General features: G+C 55.6%; 14 protein-coding genes and 1 riboswitch. Of the genes, 6 read left to right on the plus strand and 8 right to left on the minus strand.

The genetic code is table 11. The features are described from left to right. Nucleotides 1–3 precede the first annotated feature (3 nt). Nucleotides 4–4,140: an ATP-dependent RNA helicase HrpA gene (hrpA, locus tag FF011L_RS03985; RefSeq protein ID WP_145350325.1), complete on the plus strand. Its 4,137-nt coding sequence runs from the start codon at nucleotides 4–6 to the stop codon at nucleotides 4,138–4,140. Between the two features lie 1,074 nt (nucleotides 4,141–5,214). Here the strand turns inward: hrpA and thrS are convergent. The 6 genes from thrS to FF011L_RS04015 form a co-directional block, all read right to left on the minus strand. Next, entirely contained in the window at nucleotides 5,215–7,410 is a 2,196-nt protein-coding gene (thrS, locus tag FF011L_RS03990; protein WP_145350327.1) for a threonine--tRNA ligase, read from the minus strand. 110 nt (nucleotides 7,411–7,520) lie between these two features. Then, nucleotides 7,521–8,750, minus strand: coding sequence for an AAA family ATPase (locus tag FF011L_RS03995; protein WP_145350329.1), 1,230 nt, complete (start codon nucleotides 8,748–8,750; stop codon nucleotides 7,521–7,523). A 42-nt stretch (nucleotides 8,751–8,792) separates the two neighbouring features. Beyond that, a complete protein-coding gene (locus FF011L_RS04000) occupies nucleotides 8,793–10,211 on the minus strand; it encodes a type II and III secretion system protein family protein (RefSeq protein WP_145354940.1) in 1,419 nt (472 codons plus the stop codon). Nucleotides 10,212–10,445: 234 nt separating this feature from the next. Further along, on the minus strand, nucleotides 10,446–11,546 hold the full coding sequence (cpaB, locus tag FF011L_RS04005) for a Flp pilus assembly protein CpaB (RefSeq protein WP_145350331.1): 1,101 nt from the start codon (nucleotides 11,544–11,546) through the stop codon (nucleotides 10,446–10,448). Between the two features lie 163 nt (nucleotides 11,547–11,709). Beyond that, entirely contained in the window at nucleotides 11,710–12,267 is a 558-nt protein-coding gene (locus FF011L_RS04010) for an A24 family peptidase (RefSeq protein ID WP_145350333.1), read from the minus strand. Nucleotides 12,268–12,635: 368 nt separating this feature from the next. Beyond that, entirely contained in the window at nucleotides 12,636–12,812 is a 177-nt protein-coding gene (locus FF011L_RS04015) for a Flp family type IVb pilin (RefSeq protein WP_145350335.1), read from the minus strand. A gap of 188 nt (nucleotides 12,813–13,000) precedes the next feature. Continuing rightward, nucleotides 13,001–13,086, minus strand: a riboswitch (cyclic di-GMP riboswitch). 324 nt (nucleotides 13,087–13,410) lie between these two features. Here FF011L_RS04015 and FF011L_RS04020 point away from each other — a divergent pair. After that, on the plus strand, nucleotides 13,411–14,223 hold the full coding sequence (locus FF011L_RS04020; protein WP_145350337.1) for a hypothetical protein: 813 nt from the start codon (nucleotides 13,411–13,413) through the stop codon (nucleotides 14,221–14,223). A gap of 157 nt (nucleotides 14,224–14,380) precedes the next feature. Here the strand turns inward: FF011L_RS04020 and FF011L_RS04025 are convergent, their stop codons facing one another. Further along, nucleotides 14,381–15,289 carry a dihydroorotate dehydrogenase gene (locus tag FF011L_RS04025; RefSeq protein ID WP_145350339.1) on the minus strand — a complete coding sequence of 303 codons (909 nt, stop codon included), beginning with the start codon at nucleotides 15,287–15,289 and terminating at the stop codon, nucleotides 14,381–14,383. A gap of 231 nt (nucleotides 15,290–15,520) precedes the next feature. Between FF011L_RS04025 and FF011L_RS04030 the strand changes: the two genes are divergently transcribed. The 4 genes from FF011L_RS04030 (at nucleotide 15,521) to FF011L_RS04045 (ending at nucleotide 21,600) form a co-directional block, all read left to right on the plus strand. Next, nucleotides 15,521–16,429, plus strand: a complete 909-nt coding sequence (locus FF011L_RS04030) for an alpha-1,2-fucosyltransferase (protein ID WP_145350341.1) — start codon at nucleotides 15,521–15,523, stop codon at nucleotides 16,427–16,429. 24 nt (nucleotides 16,430–16,453) lie between these two features. Beyond that, nucleotides 16,454–18,514, plus strand: coding sequence for a DNA mismatch repair endonuclease MutL (gene mutL, locus FF011L_RS04035; RefSeq protein WP_145350343.1), 2,061 nt, complete (start codon nucleotides 16,454–16,456; stop codon nucleotides 18,512–18,514). Nucleotides 18,515–19,218: 704 nt separating this feature from the next. Then, nucleotides 19,219–20,244 (plus strand): glutamine synthetase beta-grasp domain-containing protein, encoded by a 1,026-nt coding sequence (locus FF011L_RS04040; RefSeq protein ID WP_145350345.1) that lies wholly within the window; start codon nucleotides 19,219–19,221, stop codon nucleotides 20,242–20,244. Between the two features lie 366 nt (nucleotides 20,245–20,610). Further along, complete coding sequence (locus FF011L_RS04045; protein WP_145350347.1) at nucleotides 20,611–21,600, plus strand: serine/threonine-protein kinase; 990 nt, start codon at nucleotides 20,611–20,613, stop codon at nucleotides 21,598–21,600. 169 nt (nucleotides 21,601–21,769) lie between these two features. Here the strand turns inward: FF011L_RS04045 and FF011L_RS04050 are convergent, their stop codons facing one another. Continuing rightward, nucleotides 21,770–24,226 carry a hypothetical protein gene (locus tag FF011L_RS04050; protein WP_145350349.1) on the minus strand — a complete coding sequence of 819 codons (2,457 nt, stop codon included), beginning with the start codon at nucleotides 24,224–24,226 and terminating at the stop codon, nucleotides 21,770–21,772. Between the last annotated feature and the right edge of the window lie 10 nt (nucleotides 24,227–24,236).

The raw sequence follows: 24,236 nt of genomic DNA on the forward strand, positions 1-24,236 counted from the left end.
AACATGAAGCCCGAATCGCCTTATTCGCCACCCTTTTCGCAAACCATGCAGGTCGATCGCCATCGGCTTCGCAAGGCGTGGCAACGCATCGAACAAACCGGTTCCCAGGACCAGGCATCCGAGTCAGCGCGGCAGCGTTTCCAGGAGCAATTGGATGCTTCGATCGCCGTTCGCCAACAACGCGAACAGTTAAAACCGTCGCTGGAAACGCCTGCGGAGCTACCGATCAGTGGGTACCGCGATCAGGTCATTCAGTTGCTGAAAGAGCGGCAGGTGATCGTGGTCTGCGGAGAAACAGGCAGCGGGAAAAGTACGCAGCTGCCGAAATTCTGTCTGGACGCTGGGTTTGGACGCAAAGCGATGATCGGGCACACCCAGCCCCGGCGGCTGGCAGCACGATCGATCGCAGCCCGGTTGGGCGATGAACTGGCCTGCCCTTCGTCGGTCGGATTTAAAATTCGATTCACCGACGCCACCGAATCGAACACCTTGGTCAAATTAATGACCGATGGAATCCTGCTGGCAGAGACTCAGCATGATCGGTTCTTGGATCGCTACGATGTGATCATTATCGATGAAGCGCATGAGCGTTCGCTGAATATCGATTTTTTGTTGGGGTACCTGCGGCGTCTGCAAGGGAAGCGTCCCGACCTGCGGATCATTATCACCAGTGCCACGATCGATGCCGAGCGGTTCGCCGAGCATTTCTCTGATGAATCCGGCCCCGCGCCGATCTTGACGGTGGAAGGCCGTGGTTACCCGGTGCAGATGCGGTACCTGCCTTGGGACGAAGTCGCCGCCAGTACCGATGACGGAATGTCGCCGACCTATGATCTTTCGCGTCACGTGATCGCGGGAGTGGACGAGGTTCTTCGCGACGGTGGAGGGGACGCGTTGGTGTTCCTGCCGACCGAACGCGACATCCGTGAGGTTTCTCATCGTTTAAACGGACATTTTAAGCGACAGGGACGTGAGGGGCGGATCGACTTGCTGCCGCTGTATGCGCGATTGCCTCAGAAAGAACAACAGCAGATCTTCAACCCCTCAGGATCGAAGCGACGGATCGTGTTGGCGACCAATGTCGCGGAATCGTCTTTGACGGTCCCACGCATCCATTACGTCGTCGATGCGGGAACCGCCCGAATCAGTCGATACAGTCCACGCAGTAAAGTTCAGCGGTTGCCGATCGAGGCGATCAGTCAGGCGAGTGCCAATCAGCGTGCCGGACGTTGTGGACGGATTGGACCAGGGGTTTGCGTTCGCTTGTACAGCGAACAAGATTTCGCCGATCGTCCTGCTTTTACGACTCCTGAAATTCGCCGCACCAATCTGGCTTCGGTCATTCTTCAGACCAAGACATTGAACCTGGGCCCGATCAGCGAATTTCCGTTTCTGGATCCGCCGCGACCGGAATCGATTCGGGAGGGGCTGAAAACACTGCATGAAATCGGAGCGATCGACCGCCGCGAAGAATTAACCAAGATCGGGATGCAGTTGGGACGGATGCCCGTCGATCCTCGCGTGGGCCGAATGCTGCTTGCCGCAGAGGAACATGGCGTGTTGCCCGAGGTCCTGGTGATCGCCGCGGCGATTGAAATCCAGGATCCGCGTGAACGGCCGATCGAAAAACAGCAGGCCGCTGACGAAGCGCAGGCGATCTTTCAGGATGGTCAAAGCGACTTTGTTAGCTATCTCCGCTTGTGGCATTTTTATCAGGAACAACGCGAGGCGCTCTCTCGGAATCGGCTGCAAAAGGCCTGCCGAAGTCGATTCCTCTCCTACAATCGCCTCCGAGAGTGGGAAGACGTCTATCGACAGTTGCGTGAAATGATTCGCGGTGTCCATCGTCCTTCGCCCGGGCAATCGCGTGGGAAACGCTCGTCGGGTGGCGGCAAGCTTGCTTCCATCGGGCCGCCACGGTTGTTGGAACCGGATGACAATGCAAGCGAAGAACCGGCTGCCCAGCCGGTGCTGAGTGAAGAACGTTACGACGCCGTTCACCAAGCACTTCTGACGGGGCTGTTGTCCGGCGTCGCTCAGAAAACCGACAAGCACATGTATCTGGGAGCCGGGGGACTAAAGTTGCAGTTATGGCCTGGGTCCGGGCTGTTCGAATTGGCGCCGCAGTGGATCGTGGCCGCCGAGCTGGTCGAAACGACGCGAACCTATGCCCGTACTGTTGCCAGAATTAAGCCAGAATGGCTAGAGCAACTGGCCGAACATCTGGTGCGTCGCAGTTACAGTGAACCGCACTGGAGCAAAAAGCAGGGAGGAGCCTTTTGTTATGAACGGGTCAATCTGTTTGGATTGCCGGTCGTGCTTCGTCGCCGCGTCGCCCTGGCACCGATCGACCCCACCACCGCTAGGGAATTGTTGATTGAACAAGGGTTGGTCGAACAGCAGTTGCCCACCCGTTCGCGATCCGTCACCCACAACCGGCGATTGATGGAATGGATCGATCAGTGGATGGCCAAAGCGAGGCAGCGGGAGTTTGTTGTCGACCCACTGACCATTCATCAATTTTACGCGATGCGTTTACCGGCGAATGTTGTCGATCGAGTTTCGCTGGAGCGACTGGACCGAGACCAACCGATTCCTGATTGGGTCCGTTCGCTGAAATCGCCAGAGGACCTCCAAGCCTGGCTGGAAGCGCCTCCGGAAATCGAAAACGTCGAGGGACAAGAGGGGCCCGATACCCTAGCGACCCTCTACATGGCTCCGCACGACCTGTTGCCGCAAGTCGCTGCCACGATTGCTCCCGATCAGTTTCCCGACATGTTGGATGTTGGCGGAACCCAGTTGCCAATCGATTATCACTACGAACCAGGATCGCCACGCGATGGGATCACGGTAACGGTTCCCAAGGCTGCGCTTGCTCAGGTTTCCGATCATCGATTTGGTTGGTTGGTCCCCGGTCTGCTGGAGACGAAGGTTACGGCGATGATCAAGTCGCTGCCAAAACGAATTCGCCGAAACCTGGTTCCGGCGGCGGATGTGGCTCGCGAAGTCTGTGCGGAATTGTCCCCTGATTTCGGAGCGGTCCCTTTTCTCCCGACGTTATGTGCAACCCTTTCACGGCGCGCGGAAATGCCTATTAGCGAGGGGGACTTTAATTCCGAAAAGCTCCCTCAGCACTTGCAGATTTTGGTGAATGTGGTCGATGAAGAGGGGCAAACGATCGCTAGTGAACGGAGTGTGGCTGAGGTTCGAACGCATCTGGGCGTTGAAGAATCCTCCTCTTCCGAATCGTTGGTGCAGGCCGTGACAACGGCTCAGATCGATCGCGAAGGGATGCAGACTTTCGATCTGGAGTCGATTGAAGAACAAGTGATTCGGACGCAGGGAGGTGTGCAATTAGCACAATTCCCCGCCTTGGTTGACGATGTTGATTCGGTTTCACTGCGACTGTTTTCCGATCGTCTAACCGCCGAAGCGGCTCATCGCCGTGGTTTAATGCGGTTGTATGCCATTGCCGAACGGAAGGAGATTCGCAGCCAAGTGCGCTGGTTGCCCGGTGCCGATAAAGCAAAGGTGCGACTGGGCAGGATCCTGCCAGCCGATCAGTATGAGCCAGCGCTGATTGATTTGGTTGCCCGGATGGCGTTTGTCGATCAGGGGCCGCTGGTCCGCAGCGAGGCGGAATTCAATGAACGTCGCAAGAATCGCGGCGAACGGATCGCCGTCGCAGCCCAACAGGTCGCCAAGTGGTTGCCCGCTTGGGCCGACGCCTATCAGCAAGCGCGAAGCGAATGGGAATCGATCGGGCAAGCACGTTATGCCGACGTCCGCCAAGACGTCCACGAGCAAGTCGAATGGCTGACCGGCGACCACTTTCTTTCGAGGACGCCCTGGCAGTGGTTGCAGCACTACCCAAGATATTTCAACGCGATTGCCTACCGTCTGGATAAATTCCGTTCGGGCGGAGAGAGTCGTGACAGGGAAGCGACGGCAACGGTTTCACGCTTGTTGACGCAAATCGAAAACTATCAACCCGGCTCGGGGGCTCCCGGACGCCCGGCCAAAGCGACCAAAGAAACCTTGCGTTGGTTAATCCAAGAACTGCGAGTCAGTCTGTTTGCACAGCCGCTGGGAACCGCCGAGAAAGTCTCGGTCCCTAGGATCGAGAAGTACTTGAATTGATTCGATTCATAACTTTCCGTTCCGGTTGGGCAACGTCCCCTGGTCGGCTTGTCCGACAGGAACGCAAGATTTGTAATTAGATATGGGAGCGACAGAAAGCCGCTCCCCTCGCCAGCTTGTCTGGCAGGAAGCTGAGGTCGCGTTGCGTTTGCCCATGGATCGTTTTTTAACTTCAAATCTTTTGCTCCCGCTGGGCAAGCCAGCGCGGGGCAATGGTTTGATCCTAGCAAATTTTAGGACCGTCGGAGCCATTCTCGGGCTCTCATCAACGTCCCCTGGTCGGCTTGTCCGACAGGAACGCAAGATTTGTAATTAGATATGGGCGAGGTTTGAAGCCGCTCCCCTCGCCAGCTTGTCTGGCAGGAAGCTGAGGTCGCGTTGCGTTTGCGTTAAATCTTTCCGTTCCGGTTGGGCAAGCCAACCGGGTCGGCGTTTGCCCATGCATCGTTTTTTAACTTCAAATCTTTTGCTCCCGCTGGGCAAGCCAGCGGGGGGCAATGGTTTTGTCGTAGCAAATCGTGAAGACGATCGGAGCCGTTTTTCGGCTCTCATCAACGTCGGTTTGGCAACGTCCCCTGGTCGGCTTGTCCGACAGGAACGCGAGATTTGTAATTAGATATGGGAGCGACAGGAAGCCGCTCCCCTTGCCAGCTTGTCTGGCAGGAAGCTGAGGTCGCGTTGCGTTTGCGTTAAATCTTTCCGTTCCGGTTGGGCAAGCCAACCGGGGCGGCGTTTGCCCATGGATCGTTTTTTAACTTCAAATCTTTTGCTCCCGCTGGGCAAGCCAGCGGGGGGCAATGGTTTGATCTTAGCAAGTCGTGAAGACGATCGGAGTCATTCTCGGGCTCTTATCAACGTCGGTTTGGCAACGTCCCCTGGTCGGCTTGTCCGACAGGAACGCGAGATTTGTAATTAGATATGGGCGAGGTTTGAAGCCGCTCCCCTCGCCAGCTTTCCGTTCCGGTTGGGCAAGCCAACCGGGGCGGCGTTTTCTCATGGAACGTCTTTTTAACTTCAAATCTTTTGCTCCCGCTGGGCACGCCAGCGGGGAGAAATGGTTTGATCGTCCTGTTTTTAGTCGGCGAATAGTTCTTGGCCGCTTGATTCGGATTCCATAAGCGCCGTTTTGACGACGGTTCGAACTTGCCTTTCAGCGACTTCCTTTTGCAGTTTTGCAATCGCTTCGGCGACTGGCATCGACCCAAGGTCTCCGTCGATTCGGTCTCTTAGTGCCAGTTGACCCGATTCGGCTTCTTTGGGACCGACGACTGCCATGTACGGCGTCAGTTCCAGTTGAGCGTCTCGGATCTTCGCTTGGACTTTGCTGTTGCGAAGGTCGGTGGTGGCTCGTAGTCCCGCGTCGGTCAACTGTTTGGTAAGCGCGACGGCGTAGTCGGTCGTTTTTTCCGAAAGGGGCAAAACGCGAATCTGCTCGGGGGCCAACCAGAGTGGGAAAGCACCGGCGAAATGTTCGATCAACATTCCGACAAAGCGTTCCAACGATCCAAATGGAGCTCGATGGATCATGACCGGACGATGGCCGACGTTATCCGCTCCGGCGTATTCCAACTTGAAACGCTCGGGCAGGTTGTAATCCAGTTGCACGGTGCCCAGTTGCCATGAGCGGCCGATACAATCGCGGACCATAAAGTCAGCCTTGGGACCATAAAACGCGGCCTCGCCTGGTTGTTCACCAAAATCGAGCCCCGAATCATTGAGGACTCCGCGAAGAGCCCCTTCGGCGTGATCCCAGTTTTCTTCAGTGCCGACGTATTTATCGCTATCGGGGTCTCGCAGCGAAAGTTGAACTCGATAGTCAGCCAGACCGACCGCTTCGAGAACAAACTTGGTCAGTTCAATCGTCGCTCGGAATTCTTCTTCGACTTGATCGGCGGTGCAGAAGATATGGGCATCATCCTGCGTCAGGCCGCGGACGCGAAGCATTCCGTTCAGTTCCCCGGTCTGCTCGTGGCGATAGACTGAACCGAATTCGAACAGTCGCAGCGGCAACTGGCGATAGGATCGCGGCTGAGCCTTAAAAATATGGCAATGATGCGGGCAGTTCATCGGTTTCACGAGGTACCGCTCATTGGTCGCTTGCCACTGCTGCAAGATATCTCGCTTCGATTCGACTCGAGCACTCGTGGTGTAATCGGGAAGGCTGACGCCAAGCACTTCGGCGGCGGCCATCAATTTGTCTTCGCCGTCGGCGTCGATGGTGCCAGCTTCTAGCCGTTGGCTCCAAGCATCCACGAGGGCTCCGGCTTCGGCACCGAACAACGGTGGAAACTGGCTCTCGCGATAATAGGGGAAGTGCCCACTGGTTTCGTACAATTCGACACGGCCCAGGTGAGGACTGTAGACCGGGTCGTAGCCGCGGCCGAGCAATTCCTTTCGAAGGAAGTCTTCCAGGATGGATCGCACGCGGGCTCCGCGAGGCAGCCATAAACACAGGCCGGGGCCGACTTCGGGATTGAACGCGAACAGTCCATGCTTTTTGCCCAGCACGCGATGGTCGCGGCGGCGGGCTTCTTCTAGCAATTCGAGATAGGCCTTCAGATCTTTTTTGTCAAAGAAAGCCGTTCCGTACAGGCGTTGAAGTTGCCGGCCTTTGGCATCCCCTTTCCAGTAGGCGCCCGCCACGCTTAGTAGTTTGATCGCTTTGATCGTGCCAGCGTGCGGGATATGGGGGCCGCGGCAGAGGTCAACGAATTCGCCCTGGCGGTAGAAACTGACCTGTTCCTGGTCTCCAAGACCCGTTTGGATATGCTCGACCTTTAGGTCTTGGCCCATTTCGTCACACAGTTGGACCGCTTTGTCACGATCCAAACTGAAACGTTCAAACGGTTCCTTTGCCTTGATGATCTTGGTCATTTCGGCTTCGATCTTAGGAAAGTCTTCTTCGCTGATTTTTTCCGGCAGATCAAAGTCGTAATAGAAACCGCCGTCGGTGGTCGGTCCGAAAGCGAGCGAGACGCCCTTGTAGACCCGCATGACAGCGCGGGCCATGACATGGGCTGCGGAGTGTCGCAGCACGGCCAGTGCGTCGGCGTCGTGGCGGGTCAGCAGTTTAAGCTTGACCGTATCGGAGTCTGGCGACTTCAATTCTTCGAAGGTGCGGACGGCATCCACGATCTTGTCGTCGATCACCGCGGCGACGACACCCCTTGCCAGTCCCTCGCTGATTCCCTTCGCCACGTCCATGGGCGTCGCTGAAGCGGGCTGAGTTTGAATAGAACCGTCGGGTAACTGAACCGAAATATCCGCCATCGCTGCCGTCCTTCGAAATCAAAGAGGAAAGGAACCCCGTTACAAAAGGAGTTCTACACATCGTAGGATGGCAACCGCCGGGGGGCTCCGTCAAGCGGTCGCAATAAAGACTACTTTTTTTGTCCGACTGGCCAGAACTTCTGCCAGACGCCTTTGGTCCCTTCTTCGCCCTTGGCGTCGGCGTCAGCCGCATCGGGAGAAGCGGTCGATTCACCAACTAAATTATGAACCAAATCGCGCACAGCCTGGGTGATACCAGCTTTAGGGGCTTGGGTTATCAAAGGGACGCCGTTGTTGCGAACTTCGACCATTGTTCGGTAGTCGTTGGGCAATTGAGCGAACACGTCCCGTCCCATCGTCTCTTTGGCCTTTTTGAGGCTGATCCCACCGGTATCCAGTCCCGCTCGATTGACGACGATTTTTGTCTTCTCTTTAAGATTGTTCGTTTCTTCAAAGCTCATCATCAGGCGAACCACGTTCCGCAAGCAGGGAAGGTCCAGCTGGGTCACCAGGATCGCGTGATCGGCCTCTTCTAAAATCGTCATGTCTAACGACGAGTAGCTTTTCGAAAGGTCAAAAATCAGATGCGTAAACGAAGCTTTCAAGAGCCCGAGGACTTTGCGAAGGCTTTCCGCATTGATGACCGCCGCGTCCTTCAATTCAACCGGACGGGGCAGTAGGTAAAGCCCCGAGCTATGTTTGGTCAACGAACGCTTGAGCAACTGGATGTCCAGTCGCGAAATGTTTTGTGCAACGTCCGCCAGGGTATAGTCTGGAATCGCATCCAGAAAAACATCCGCATCGCCAAGTGCCATGTCCAGGTCGACCAAGGCGACACTCGTGCCGGGCTGGGTCGCCAGCACACAGGCCATGTTGACCGCCAAGCTGGTGCTGCCAACTCCGCCGGTTGCCCCGGCGATGGCAATCACTTCACAGGATCGCGTCTTGCCATCGGATTCTCCGAATCGCTGTCGTCCCACGCGTCCCAAAGCGCTGACCAGGTCCTCGGCGTTGATCGGAAGGGTGATGAATTCACGAGCTCCCGCCCGCATGGTTTTTAGGATCAAGTGCCCGTCGGTGCTCGAACTAGCCGCAAGCAATGCACAGTCAGGGTGCGATGCCGACAGCTCCGCAATCAACTCAATCCCTTTTTCGCTGCTGGTATCCAACGCTACGACACCCACGTCCGGAGTCGTTTGTTCGACAACATCCGCGAAAAATTCGTAGCGTGAACATTCCGCTTCTAGCCAAACGGTATCCATCCCCAATAACAGTGACTTTAACGATTCGCGAGATCCATCATCTGGATCGACGATCGCTAGTCTTAGTACATTACTCATCGAAGGGCGTCCGAATTTTTTGAAGTGGAAGGAACCCGAGCCTTATTCGGCTGGAGCGAGGACCGTGACACCAGGTGCAACCTCGGTGCCTTCGGCTTGTGGGATCACGGCGTCTGCCGGAATCCCGTCAGAGTAAAGCCCTGCACTCGTGCATTCCGTGCACTGCCCACAGTTTCCACAACCTCCACGGTACACGGGGACTTCGATGTGCCCCTTAAGATAAAGTTCATTATCTGTAGGCGACATTGAATTGAGTCCTGGTCCGCCGCGAGGAACTTCGTGTGGATCCATGGCCCCTACAAATTCTGGGGTCACCAGGATCAGTAGCTCAATTTCGTTTGTTGTTTCCGTGACCCGGCGGAAGGCAGCTCCGAAGTATGGCAGTTCGCCAAGGAAGGGGATCGCTGACGTGCTCGCTTCGGTTCGGCTTTGTAATAAACCTGCAATGGCGAACGTCTGACCCGCATCCATTTCGACAGCCGTTTCAACGTATCGGCTTCGGAAACCGGGGACCGAAGTCCCGTCAATCGTCAATCCTCGTGATGGATCGGGCTCGCTCACTTCGGGGCGAACTTCCAATCGAATTCGGCCGGGGCCGACGACAAATGGTAGGAAGTCGACCGAGGTTCCGAATTCTTCATAGTTGACCGTGACCCCTTGTTGAGAAGGAATCAGGTAAGGCACTTTACCACCAACAATGAATCGTGCGGGGCGACCGTGAGTCGCGACGACCGTTGGTTCTGCCAGGACTTTGATCAAATCGTTTTGACGCAGTGCCTTGATAAGGGCTTCGAAGTTGTAGCTTCCCAGCGTGAACGCAGCACGAGCGTTCCCCTGCAAAGCCACCGGCGATAGCGCCCCCGAGGTCGGGCTTGCCGCTGCATTGACCAATCCACCAGGAGCGGAGACCACACCGTCAATCCCACCGGGGTTGTGCAATCCCCAGTCGATGCCGAAGTCGCGAAGTTTGGTGCGAGACACTTCCATGATTTTGGTATGCAGCAGGACCTGCTGGACGCCGACGACACGGATATTGTTGACCACGTTCGGGTAGTACTGTTCGACAATCGCAACCGCTCGGTCGACATCGTCGACATTGGTCACGGTACCGGAGACAATCGCACTTTGATTGATCGGCGTCACGCGAAGCGAAGCCATTGGCAATTGTGAGCCAAGGATTCCTTCGACTTCACGAGCGTCTGCAAGGACGACAATGTCGACCGTATACAGTTGGTCATCCGCATCCCAGAGATTCAACTGGGTGGTTCCGGGAGTTTTCCCGTGGACCTGAATTTGATTTTGCGAAACCGGGGTCGCTCCCAAGATCTGTTCATTATGAACTTGGAATCGAGGGACCCGTTTATCGAGGGTCAAGATGCGACTGCTTTTAACAATCATCTCCAGCCGTTCAACGGGCTGTGTGACGTTGTAGTTCACACTCGCACTGGTCGAGGCCAACATTGAATCACCGGCTCGTCCGCTTTCTGCAGACAAACCCTGGGCGTGCCCGGACTGCGGGCTCCCTGTGGTGCCAGCAACCAGCAACAAGCAAGCGACCGCGTGGGCCGCGAAGCGTTTTTTGATCATGCTATCGCTTCCTTGCTCGACCAATTAATCGGATCCTTCCGAAAAGCCTAATCATTCGAATGAGTGCGTCGGCAGTGGTCAGTGCGAAGTGTTAAAGGGACAAAACTATTAGCGGACTCGGTTAAGCGCTCGGATCGGGCGCTGATTGTTTCCGGGTTGCGGTTCTTCTTCAAAAAATGGGCTACCCGAACCGTTTAGGTAACTGTAGTCGTCTGGGCCGGTGCTGGTATTGGCACCGGTGCCAGTGCCAGTGCCAGCACCTGGCATTGTATTGGCTTGGGCAGGAGGCGAAATCAATCCCGTTGTAGGGGAAGTTTCCGTGTCGGCGTCCGAAGACTGAACAACCACCCAAATACCGTTTTGCATTTCGTAGACCGTCATCATCCCGCCCGACATCTTGGTCATCCGGAGGGCTTGTTCGGTGTTTTCTGGAGCCGGAGCGGCTGGTGCGACGGCGGCAGTCGGTTGACTGATCTCCGCCTCACGCTTGCCGTAATCGGCGATCCATTTCAGGAATTCTTGTCCTGCGACGTCCGAGCCGTCGGAGGTTTCTCGATTGTCATACTCGTCGGGATGACTGAGGGACAAGCGAATGCGTCCGAGTTCGTTGGCGTACGTCCAGGCCTCTTCGTCTCGTTTATGAATCAGCAGTGAAACCGAACGAGCCGGCGTGCTAATCGCTTCGCCTTCGGTTCGCGTTTTACGGCCGTCCACCGCATAGACGCGGATTCCCGTCAGTACTTTTTGTGTCATCGTTTGCGGGATGACTTCTCCTTTTTTGAAGAAGCCCATCACGTTGACGCGGTCGCCTGGCTCGATCAGCGTCGCCATGCTGGTCGCGGGATCCGTTTGCAGGGATACCACGCTATAGTCGCGAGGAATATCGCGGCGAGTGTTACCAGCGGTTTCGCTGATCTTGCGACTGATCAATGGTTCGCCCGCATACAATCGTTGGTTCGTAAATTTACCTTCGATCTGCTCAAGCTTTTGCATCGATCCTTCAGGGATACGATCAAGCGGCCATGCTTCTAGGCGGACGTTCTCTGCAGTGAACTGCTCACCGATCTCGATATCCTGAACGGTTACAAAGATCTCGGCAGTCTGTTGCTTTTCAACGCCACCCTGGGCATGCATCCACTTGCTGGTGCCGACTGCGGCAATGGTGCCACAGATGCCGGCGACGGCGAGAAGAAGGGATTTGCTACGCATGAGTGTGTGCCTCGGTGGGCGACCTAAGTTTTGGGTCGGAAGTAACGGACCTAGCGGTTGTCATCGGTGGAACAGTGGGATCGTCTGTAACAAAGGTTCTTTGGGATGACAGGGTTTAACATTGTCCCGTAGCTACCGTAGGCGGAATAAGTTAACTATTCGTCTAGATCAGCATGCCGGCATAGGCGAAATACAAGATCGAACCGATGGCCATGGGGATCCCATAAGGAAGGAGAGTCATGGTTGGTTTTCTCTCTTTAGCGATCTCGAATAGTTTTTCTGGATCGCGAACGGTTTTCCATTCGTGAAGAATTTGGCGAGCCATGTAGTAGTGCTTCCGCCAATGTCCGCTCATTGCAATCATTACGATCGCCATGATGGCTCCCACAAACGTGGTGACAACGAATGCCCACCAGACGGTCGAAACACCAACCCAGGCTCCCAGCCCAGCAAGTAGTTTCACGTCGCCACCGCCCATTCCACCGATAGCACGAACGACTAGCAACAGCGCCAAACCGACAGCGGTACCTGCAAGGCTCCATCCCAGTCCGGGAAGGCCTGCGTGGAGTAGTCCATGGGCCCATCCGCAAAGGATGAACGGGAAAGTCAACCAATTGGGGACTTTCAGGATCAGGCCATCGATAACCGCAGCAAAGATCATCACGGCACTAACCAGCCAAATTGGCCAGTTTGCGGCGATGGAATCCAGAATCATTTCCATTGTACAGTCCCCCGAGAGTGCATGGTTTTCGGGGTTTCAGTGCAAAATCCCGAAGGTTGGATTAGTGATTTGTGTTGTCGCAAAAAGCGAACTAGCGCAGGCACGCAAGCCAGCTGAACATGGCCACGATCAACGTCGTCACGCAGCAGACGATCTGCCACGCTTGGGCAGCCGCTTCGGCAGGTAGCAACGGATAGTCCATGTCAGGAAAATCGCTTTAAGGAAAGTATTGTGAGGTTGATGTTGGTATCGTTCCAAATCACGGAACTTGATGTTTCATCTTTAAAATCCCCTACACACGAAGTCGGTTCGCCTAGAGACGCCAACTTCGTGTGCTGGGGAAATTTTCAGCAAATATTGCGAACAGACTATTTAGCCAGTTCGGTTGCAATTTTGTCGAATTTCGCATTTGCATTGGTACCGATAAGGCCAACGCTGCCCAAGCAGACAACGATGATCAAAGCCATCATGACGGCGTACTCAACTGCGGTTGGACCATCTTCGTCCTTCAGGAAATTCACAACTTTTTCAGCAAAATTTTTCATAACCTAGTACTCCTCGCGAGTGAGTTAATGACGGCAATAAAGTTAGTGCCGCCACAACAACAAACAAATTAGCCAGGCAACGAAAGTCACCTAGCAAGTGCAGCCTCGTCTCCAGTCATTTACCTTGGTGACAGGGCGGCACGTCTTGCTTCGCATTCGCGGTAGCTAGACGAACCGTTCACTGCTGCCTTGGCAGCCCGGCGATCCAATTCCCGAAGAAATTGCACCCGCAGCTTTGCGCCCCGACCTTGCGATCGGTTTGCCTTTTTCAAGGAGGCAGAGGCCGACCGAAACTTTTCAACGATTCAAAACTCGCAAGTCTCTTGTCGCAATCGGTCTCGGCAGCGGGTTGAACACCAACCCGCTCGCTCTCTGATGAAAAAGTACGACACGAATGGGGCAAGTCAAAAGAAACGGGTCAGGTTTGCTGTTTCCATTGCGATAAGTTGGAAGCGTGCGTTGAATTTGCCGATTAATCTGAATATCCCGCTCGTTTGCCAGTACGCGATCATGTCCCGCGTCCGGATGGGGATATAAGTCGCCCGGATGGGTGGTTTGCAGGCTTTTCGATAGCAAGGTATTTCTCGAACCTCACCGTATGACTGCCCCGCTAGAAAACCGTCCCGCCGCACCTTGCGTTCAGCCTTCTCTCGGGAAGTGGACGGCGATTTGGCTGGGGATTGTCTTCCTCGCTCAGCTTGTGCTGCCTGATGCGGAATCGATTGACGCTCCCACAAACGTCTTCTGGTTGGCCGCGATGTGGAGCGGATTGTCGATTAGCGTCTGGGTGACGGTTCAAGGGAACGCGGTCAATTGGCGACATCTGGTTCTTTTGGCAGCGTTCGCTTGGCATGTCTACTGGATGACGGCAATCACCGGAGAACCTGTGTCGCGATACTTCCTGTCGATGGGAAGCTTGGTCCTGCTGCAATTCGCTTCCGCAACGGTCCTGGGGCTGACCGGTTGGCGTATTCCTGCGTTCGAATCGTCGACTGAGCAACGCGATTCGCCGTCTTCGCTACGTCGACAGTTTGGAATCACAACGCTGCTGGTTTTGACTTTGTTGTCAGCGGCTTGGTTGTCCGCCAATAAGCAGTTCGGATCAGCGGAATGGCAAGATTACGGCGAGATCACCTTCCTCGTGATGACCATGATCCTCGTTAACTTTGCGATGCAAAGAGCCTTGTTGGGGACGCCGCGCACCACGCCATGGTGGGATGCTTTGCTGCTGCTAGGCACCCTTCTCTCTTCGCTGCTAGGGATTGGAGCTTTTACATCCTGGGTCTACGAACCGCCCGAGCGGTCCACGGTTCAGATCGTGCTGGTGAACATCTTCTTGCTGTACGCCGGAGCCATCGCCGTGACCGCCTTCTGTGGTCGCGTCGATCGAAACGTTCGTGAGCGGCAGTAACGAAGAACAAGCCACAAACCCACCCTGTTGCGTAAGCGAGGGACCGAAATAACTACGCAGCGGGTTGGGAGTTCGGCGGCCTGCGACCCTGTTCGCAACTTATTTATCGCACGTCCCGAGCGCAAGGGGACATTGGCTGCAGCAACGGCCTGGCAGGTTAGCCAAGCTTCAGCGAACCGACGATGTCGGAAACTTGTGTTGCCTGCAGCGATTGCAAGGCGCCCGGCAGTTCGTCGATCAAGCGAGTCGAAAGCGTGGGGTCGTAATAGTTTGCGGTGCCGATTTGGACGGCGGATGCTCCGGCGATAAGGAACTCCATCACGTCATCGATATTACCGATTCCGCCGATCCCAATAATCGGGACGTCGCATGCTTGTCGGACTTGATGAACACAGCGAAGGGCGACCGGTTTGATCGCGGGCCCACTCAATCCCCCCATGACGTTGCCCAGCAGAGGGCGTTGTTTTTTCCAGTCGATCGCCATTCCTAGGAGGGTATTGATCAGGCAGACCGCGTCGGCGCCGTTTTCTGCGGCAGCTTGAGCGATGGAAACGATGCGGGTTACGTTGGGGGTTAGTTTTGCCAAAACCGGAACCGGGCAAGCGTTCACTGCGGCCCCGACCAATTTTCCGCAGGCTTCAGCGTCGGTCCCAAAATCGACTCCGCCCGAGACGTTGGGACAGGACAGATTCAGCTCGATCGCCGCGACTCCCGGCTGGCTGCCCACTTGTTCCGCTAAGCGGACGTATTCTTCGGCGGAACGGCCGGCGACGCTCACGACAATAGGAGCGCCAACCCCAGCTAGGTAGGGAAGATGCTGAGTAAGAAAGACGTCGACGCCGTCATTATCTAGGCCGATCGAATTCAGCAGCCCCGCGGAAACTTCGACGGTTCGCCAAGGAGCGTTACCGATTCGCGGTTCGGCGGTGATCGTTTTGGGCAGAATGCCCCCAAGTCTTGAACAGTCAACAATCTGTTGCATTTCGCGAGCATAGCCAAACGTCCCCGACGCGACCATGATCGGATTGGGCAAATTCAGGCGGTTCAGACGAACGGACAAGTCCATTGGGGGATTCCAGATACGCAGTGACGTCGGTAGCCCGATTTAAACGTTGGTAGGGATCTACCGCATTGCTGGCGGTTTCGCACTGCTGGCGGTTCGGGCCAACGCAGTCTAAAGAGGGTAGAAGAGGGGGACAAGGAGGAGTTTGGTATGGACATTCGGCTGCCGGGCACTTTAGTCTTCAGCTTTTGGTCATGTTGATGCGTTCGAATAACCCAGTGCGAGTTTGCGACGATGATAGTAAGCCACATCTTGGGCGGCCTGGGAAACCAGATGTTTCAGTACGCCTATGGACGCTGGCTGGCGGACCGCTGGGATGTTCCGCACTATTTGGATTTGCGTGAATTTGCCGGGTATGGGCTGCACGCTTACCAGTTGGACTATTTTCCGCATCGCGCGGTCGCGTTGCCGCCCGAATTGGAATCGCGTTGCCCGCAGCATTTGCATGGGGCGAGGGTTCGGATTGCGGCAAAGCTGCCCGACTGGATGCGGAGAGGGCTCTGTCCCGTCCGCGAACGCCCCTTTGGTTTTCGCCCAGCCTATTTGAAAGCTCGCCCGAACAGTTATTTGTGGGGATATTGGCAGAGTGAATCGTTTTTTCCGGGCCATCGGGAAACGATTTTGCAGGATTTTGCATTCCCTGAATCGACTTTAAGCCCTCGGACTCGGGAAGTTGCTCAGGCGATCGAGAAACAGCCCAGCGTCTTTTTGCATGTGCGTCGCGGTGACTACGTAACCGATCCGCAGACCAAAGCGATCTACCTTTCAATGGGACGCGATTATTACCGCGCCGCTTTAGACGATTTGTTGCAGCGCCAACCCAATTTGCATGCCTATCTGTTTACCAATGACCCCGAGTGGTGCCGGAAGGAGTTTGATGTAGGGATTCCGTTGCACATTGTGGATCACAACAACGCGGCGACCTGTCAGGAAGACCTGTATTTGATGTCACGATGTCAGTATGGAGTGACTGCCAATAGTAGCTTTAGCTGGTGGGGCGCCTACTTGATGACCAACCCGCAACGGCGAGTTTATGCACCGGCCGCTTGGACGGCGACAGGACGGGATGATTCCCACCTGCCGGTCGCCGACTGGCAGGTCTTGCCGGTCGAGGGGAATGCCCCTGCTGCGGTTGCTGGATAGGGAGTAAGGCGTAAACTAAACAGGATGCCAATCATCCGCCAATTGCCGCCAAATCTTGTCAATCAAATCGCCGCTGGTGAAGTGATTGAGCGGCCCGCTTCTGTTGTTAAAGAATTGCTTGAAAACAGTGTCGATGCGGGGGCCCAGCGGATCGAATTGCTGATCGAAAAAGGGGGGACCGAGCGAATTCGCGTCAGCGACGATGGCTGCGGCATGTCCGCCGAACAGCTTCCCCTAGCGGTCACCAGCCATGCGACCAGCAAGTTGCCCGATGATGAATCGCTGTTCCATGTCGGCACCTTAGGTTTTCGTGGGGAGGCGTTGGCCTCGATCGCTTCGGTTTCTCACATGACCATTCGCAGCCGGCCGGCCGATGCTGCCGAAGGCGCGGAACTTCGGATTCGCGGCGGAATCATCGATCCGGTGGCTCCCTGCGGTTGCCCGACCGGCACGGCGATTGAAATTCGCAATCTGTTTTTCAACACCCCGGTCCGTCGCAGGTTCTTGAAGACGCCACAGACCGAACGAGGCCATATCGTCGAAGCCTTCACGCGACTGGCGCTGGCGAACCCGCGAATCCATATGGTTTTGACCAACGGCGAAAAGGTTGTCTATGACCTTCCGCCTACCGAGCGTTGGGCCGATCGGATCGAAGCCTTTTTCGGAGGCGAGGTTTCCGATTCGCTGATCTCGCTGGAAAGCGACGACGGGCAAATTAGGATCTCGGGTTATGCTTGCGACCCCGCGGTTAGCCGGGGGAATAATCGTATGCAGTACCTGTTCCTGAATGGTCGGTTCATTCGCGATCGCTCGCTGCAGCATGCGTTGGGAGAATCGTATCGAGGACTATTGATGTCGGGACGTTTTCCGATTGCGTTCCTCCGCATGCAGATCCCCCCCGAAATGGTCGACGTCAATGTCCACCCTTGCAAGCTAGAAGTCCGGTTCACCGACGGGGGACGAATCTATAGCCGCGTCTTGCAAACGCTGCGTCATAAATTTCTATCGACCGACATGACGATGCGAGTCGGTCCAGGCGGTCCTGATTCTGCTGGTTCCGATTCGAACAGCCATCGACAGGCTACTTCGACTGGAAATGCGTTGCCCGCAAGCGGTTCGCAGACCCCGTTATCGGGAAGTGGTTTGTCGCCGCTGATGCCGCAAAGCAGTGTGCTGGGGATGCCCGCCGATGTCGAAGCTTCGCAGCGGCAAAGCGTTATCGAATGGGCGCGGACCGGTGCCCCTTCCCTGCCCACCAGCCTTTCGGGCCCTGCAGCTTTTAAGCCCTTTGAGGGACAGGCCGTTCCCTGGCAACCAGCCGAAGAAGACGCCGCTGCGGTCGATAGGCAGCCGGTTGAATTCGCCTCCTCGACCAGCCCGCAAGAAGAGGTTCAAGGTTTGGGCGTAGGGAGCGACGGCACTCAATCAGATGCTGTCGCCGGAGTGGCGAACCAACGTGTCGATGCGCCTCATCCGCCACGGATCAGTCACCTCGGATTTCAAGTCCACAATCGGTACCTGATCACTCAGGATGAAAAAGGGATGGTGGTCGTTGATCAGCATGCGTTGCATGAACGAATCTTGTATGAGCGAATCCGCGAAAAGGTTCTTGGGGAAGGGATTGAAACCCAGCGGTTGTTGGTGCCGGAACCTGTTTCTTTGACTCCTGCCGAGCAAACCGCTGCCCTGGATGCGAAAGAGGTCTTGGGGAAAGTCGGGATCGATATCGAACCGTTTGGCGGAGATACCGTTCTCGTGCAATCGTATCCCGCAATGCTCGCGACGCTTCGTCCCAGTGAGGTGTTACGGCAATCGCTGGAGTCCCTTATCGCGGCTGGCAAGGACCCTGAAATTCGAGATTTACTGGATCACTTGTTGCACACGATCGCTTGCAAAGCAGCGATTAAGGCAGGCGACCGACTGGCTCCAGAAGAGATTACCAGCCTGCTCGAACAACGTGATCACTACCAAGATACGCACCACTGTCCTCACGGTCGTCCGACCGCGCTGTTCTTCAGTCGAGACGAACTGGACCGGATGTTCGGACGCTTGGGGCCACGTGGCCGAGCAAGATCCGATGGCTAAGCACTGCAGTCTAAGCATTGGAGTCTAAGCGGATCGTGTATTCGCCTGCATGTTCAGTCGTTGCATGCGCAGTTTGCGCGTTGCATACGCTGAGGAGGCGTGCAATCTATAACCGGCGTAGTGGATGAGGCCGTTAAGGCTGCCGTTGTGAGCGAAAGTAGCTTTAAGGGAGCGTTCTTGCGCGGGGGATGTGAAATCGGTTGGTGGCGGTTTCCAAGTGGGGACCACCGTCTGGCTACGGCAGCCACGCAGTTACGCTTGCCAGAGCATGGGCAGACCGATAATACGTCACCAATGATTTACCGCCGCAACAGACTATGGTCCTGACTCTGCCACTGGCGGGTGCTCCAAGGGGCCGGTTATGGGTTGCTGTTTCACGTCCGAAGCGTTTTTCGTCCGTTTCTCCGCTTTTAATTGCCTTTTCTGGGGGCTTTTTGAGACTTTTCAGGGGACGGATACGAGACTTTTAGGCATTCATTACGTCCATATCTGGTAAAGTTGGTGCATGATTCCGGCAAATGACCTGTCGGGTATCCGAAAAGTCACGCTGTTTCGGCGGCCTGTGGGGCGTTGTTTAACCTTAGCGTCGTTATAGTGGTGGTAAGGGACGATGGCCGAATGAAAGGACTTTTCTTGACGCCAGGATCGTTTATATTAATCCTGTCCATTACCTAATCCCCTAATACTTTGATCGGGACATTGAAATGACGAAGAGCAAGTTGGAGTACATTTGGTTGGACGGCTATCAGCCGACTCAAACCTTGCGGAGCAAAACAAAGGTTGTCGACGACTTCAGCGGAAAAGTTGAAGACGCCGAGGTATGGTCCTTCGACGGATCGTCAACGCAGCAAGCCGCAGGTAGCTCCAGTGATTGCTTGCTGAAGCCTGTGTTCTGCTGTCCCGACCCAGGTCGATCGGGCGATTCTTTCCTGGTCATGTGTGAAGTATTGAATTCAGACGGCACCCCACACCGTACCAACGGTCGGGCGACGATCCTGGATGATGATGACGATTTCTGGTTCGGTTTCGAACAGGAATACACGATCTGGAATCTTGACACCAACAAACCAATCGGCTTCCCGGTTGAAGGTTTCCCCGCTCCGCAGGGACCTTACTACTGTAGCGTTGGGTCTGGCAAAGCAATCGGTCGCGAAATCGTTGAAGAACATCTTCAGATGTGCCTCGACGCTGGCTTGAACGTTGAAGGTATCAACGCGGAAGTCATGATGGGCCAGTGGGAATTCCAGATCTTCGCCAAGAGCGCAAAGCGTGCAGGCGACGAAGTTTGGTTGGCGCGTTACTTGCTCGAACGAGTGGCTGAATCTCACGCCGTTTCGATCAACTGGCACTGCAAGCCTGTCCAAGGGGACTGGAATGGTAGTGGCATGCACGCAAACTTCTCGAACGACCTGCTCCGCACCTGCGGTAGCCGCGAAGTTTACGAGCAAGTTTGTGTCGCCTTCGAACCACGTATCAAAGAACACATCGACGTTTACGGTGCAGACAACGATCAGCGTCTGACCGGACTTCACGAAACCCAGTCGATCGACAAGTTCAGCTACGGTGTTTCCGATCGCGGTGCTTCGATCCGGATTCCAATCGCAACCGTCGAAGGTGGCTGGAAGGGTTGGTTGGAAGACCGTCGTCCAGCTTCCAACGCAGATCCATACATGGTTGCTTCGGCAATCATCAACACGGTCCGCAGTGCTAAAGTCGGCGCAACGACCTAAGCGAATCGTTTGAATTCGATATACGAAATCCCGTCTGGTTTTTTCCAGGCGGGGTTTTTTTGTGGAGACACGGAGTGAAGGAGTGAAGGAGTGAAGGAGTGAAGGAGTGAAGGAGTGAAGGAGTGAAGGAGTGAAGGAGTGCGGGTGCGGGTGCGGGTGCGGGTGCTAGCACTGTTTTGGTTGACTCGATTGCGGGTTTTTGCTTGTTTTGAACATTGATAGGGATCCGCTACGATGTTTGCGATGGCGGCTAGCGAAGCCTTTTTTTGGCTCCCTGTCTCGGATTCTGTGGGCAGCACGTTATAAAGAGGGGCAGCAACTAGCAGTCCCTTAAGTAGGCCCTGTTTGGCAACGGCACGAATTGCAATGACATTCTCACATCCATCTGAAATCATCCTCGCGTCGACAGATCCGGATTTACCTGCGGTGATCCCTCAGGGGTTGGAACGCTACAGTAATTTCAGGGAAATGGCTCGAGGTGGTAATGCGCTGCTGCGCAGCTGTATTGACACGGTTATTGGTCGAACGGTCGCTCTAAAAACATTGCTTCCGCAGCATCAAATGGACTCCCGTGAACGGCGTCGGTTTCTCCGCGAAGCACGTGTGACCGCTCAACTTCAGCACCCCAATACGGTTCCGGTTTATGAAATCGGTGACGATCCACATGAGGGGCTGTTTTTCACCATGAAGCGGATCTCCGGTGAGAACTTTTTCGAAGCGCTTAAGCGAATTGCTCGGAATGATCCCGCCACGGTCGAAGAGTACACCGTGGCTAGGCGGTTGGAAGTGGTCATCAATGTCTGTCAGGCTTTGGCCTACGCTCACATGCGTGGGGTCATTCATCGCGATGTGAAGCCCGAGAATATCTGGGTGGGAAACTTTGGCGAAGTCATCTTGTTGGATTGGGGAGTCGCCAAGGTTTGGGGACATGCTGACGACAATCCCGCGATCGGCAATAGTTCGATTTCGCCTCCAATGGAAAGCGCTCGCGAACAGACGCAGTTCATGACGCTGACCCATGGTGGGTTGCGTCCTGGCACGCCGCTCTACATGTCGCCCGAACAGGTTCAAGGCAATCGAACGATCGACGAAAGGACCGACATCTTTAGTGTCGGGGTCGTGTTGTACGAAATGCTGACGTTCTGCGAGCCATTCAAAGGGGCAACCGTTGACGAAACGTTTTCCAATATTCGCAACCTGGAACTGCCGCCTCCGAGTGAGCGGACGTCGCGAAAGGATGTTCCCAAAGCGATTGACCCGATCGTCGCAAAAGCGCTCGCCAAGAATCCCAACGATCGCTACACGCGGATGCGAGATCTGCTGGAAGATCTACAGCACGTCGTTTCAGACCTATAGGGATGGGCTGTTGGCAACGGTGTGCCGGTTTCGTCTTTGCTCTTCGTCTTGAAGGGCGTCCGTTCCGTGTGATTTAACCACGGAACGGCAGAGGGCTACGGAGTGCGTTCGCGAGTGTTCGCGTCTCTGATCAGCAGTCGCATCATGCTTCTCCGTCGGTATTTCGTTGCTACTGCGAAGGGGCGCCCCGTTGGGCCTGTTCTAGCAGTTGCTGGTACCGTTCGCGGACCGCTACGTCTTGGGGCGGTTGGGTTAGCAGGATGTAGCGACATAGCTTCATCGCTTCTTCCGAATCGTCTGTCCGGATCTTGATTTGGATCGCTGCCTGTTTCGCTCGATGCCATGCGGAACTTCCTTGTGGCAGCCCGGCAGCGATTTGATTGTATAGATCTGCCGATTCGCGAAGCGCCGGTTGCTGATCGGATTCGCTCAGCCCTTTTGCGGCCGCAGTCATCTGTTTTAGGTTCCCCGGTTCCGACTGGATTAGGTCCTGGTAGATCTGTTTCCCTTTCTCCCAGTCGCCGCTCCAGATCAAGGCGCGGGCCATGTCGTTGCTGGCAATTCCATCGTCATTCGCTTTGGCCGGATCCTGCGAAGTCATCTGCTGTTGAAGCTGCAGGATGACTTTGCCCGTTTCCACGCGTCGAGCCGGTTCGGTGCCTCCATCCAAAAACAGACGCTGGATGGCATCCTGCAGCGTCGCGATCTCTGCAGGGTCTGTGGATGTTGGATGCCAATCCTTAAAGGCAATCGCGTTTGGTGGGGATCGCCGAAAGGCAAACAGACGCGCAATCAAATCTGGCAGTGGGAAGCTTTGATCCGCTTGTTTTTCGATGACGGAACGCCCCGCGTATAACACCTCTAAAGTCATGCGACCAACTGCGGCGGCTTCCTGAGTCGGTTGCGGCTGTTTGTTCGTTCCGACGCTCAGGTGTTCAATGGCTTGTTTCAGAGTCGCGGGAGCATCTTCTGCGACGCGGACGGCCATCTGCCACAATCCGGTCGCCTGCTCTACTTCAGAAGGTGTGGCCGCTCGGTTTTTCGGGAATGCGACGTAAGCGGCTTCGGCATATTTGCGTTTGGCGACAAGGATTCGTACCAACCAGCTTGTAGCGGTGGAACCTGCGGATGTTTGAGGCCAGGTTTCCGAGGTTGTCCGCAGTAAAGCCTGCAGGGGTTCAAGGTCGGCACCCGGTTCCTGCTTCAGGGCTTCGGCCAGCAGCCACGACGCCTGAAGGTGTGTCGCTGGCGCCGATGCATGTTGTCGGAAGCGAAGCGACGTCGCGGCGAGGATTTGCACGGCGGCTTCGATTTCTTCCGCCTGTTTCAGGACCGCGGCTGCTTGGGTTGCATGCTTCAAAGCCTGTTCCGGTTCGCTGGCCGCAGCGGCCGCTTGAGTCAACCATTCGCCTGCTTCCAGTAGGTCTCCGGCCTTCAGCCGCAAAGCCGCCTCGGCAACCATCAATCGAGTGTCTCCGCCACTGGGCTGTCCCCGCACGACCTGCAGTGCAGCCGCTTCTCCTTGTCGACGAACGTAGTCTCCGTTCCGTTGTCCGATCACTTCTAGCCAGTCGGCGATCTGCGATGTGATCTCGGATCGCTCGGTTTCGGGGATCGACTTCGCCGTCGCAAGTAGACTGTCCAGTCGAGCCAAGTCAAGGTCGGCCGATGGTGGAGCGAGTTGTGGTTGGTTGCCGTAGTATCGTTGCAGGATTTCGTTGGCGGCAGTGAGGTTTTCTTGTGCAAGGTAGACCTGCACTCGTAGGGCCAGTCGGTCAGGATCGGATTGGTTCGTCGAATTTCTCGCACGTTGGTCCGCATCGAGGATTTCCAAAGCCTCTTCAGGTCGACCGGTTTGAATCAGTGCTTTGATTCGCAATGCCTGTAGTTTGGAATGGGCATTGGTCCCTGTTGGGATTCGCGACATGACTTCGACAGCTTCCCGTTCGCTGGTTGTTAAAGAAGCGATCGCGTCTTCACTTCCACGAGGAAATAGTTGGCTTTGCAGCAGCCAAGCTTCCACGCGTTGTTGGCCAATCGTACTGCGGAGGTCTTGCAGGTCTTGGTTCTCCGTTTCGCCTGATGCATCGATCTGTTCGCGAATGTCTTCAAATTGTTTGAGGCATGCATTGGTCGCTTGTAGGCCTCGGTTCTGAATGTTTGTGTCGCCGGGGGAAATCGCCATGGCCACGGCCGCGTGGCGAGCCGTCGATAAATCGATCAAGCCGCTTTGTGTTTCCAGCCACAGTCGCCTTGGGTGTTGTGGGTAGGCTTTGAGCAATTGTTCGATGGGCTGACGTGCCGCCTGGGCAAGTTCGGGTTCCCAGCGACTTTGGCCAACCATGCGTGCGGTGCGAACCGTTGACAAGCGGATCGTCCAGCGGGCGGCAACATCGGAATCGAGGGCCGAATTTCGCAGGTGATCGATGCAAATCGCTTCCGCCGTTTGCAGCATGTTTGCATTCAGCAGGACGGAAATTAGATCCTGTTGCCAGTCCTCGGTGCGACGTTGGGGACTGGACGTGCCCGCTCCCAGGAGAGGATGGGGAGGGATTGCGTATTGCCAGCAGGCAAGCGTCCCTAGTAAGCACAAGAACCGAACGCGAAAAAGAGTAATTAGGTTCATGTTGCTAAAG

It is taken from the genome of Roseimaritima multifibrata (assembly GCF_007741495.1).
GTDB classification, from domain to species: domain Bacteria; phylum Planctomycetota; class Planctomycetia; order Pirellulales; family Pirellulaceae; genus Roseimaritima; species Roseimaritima multifibrata.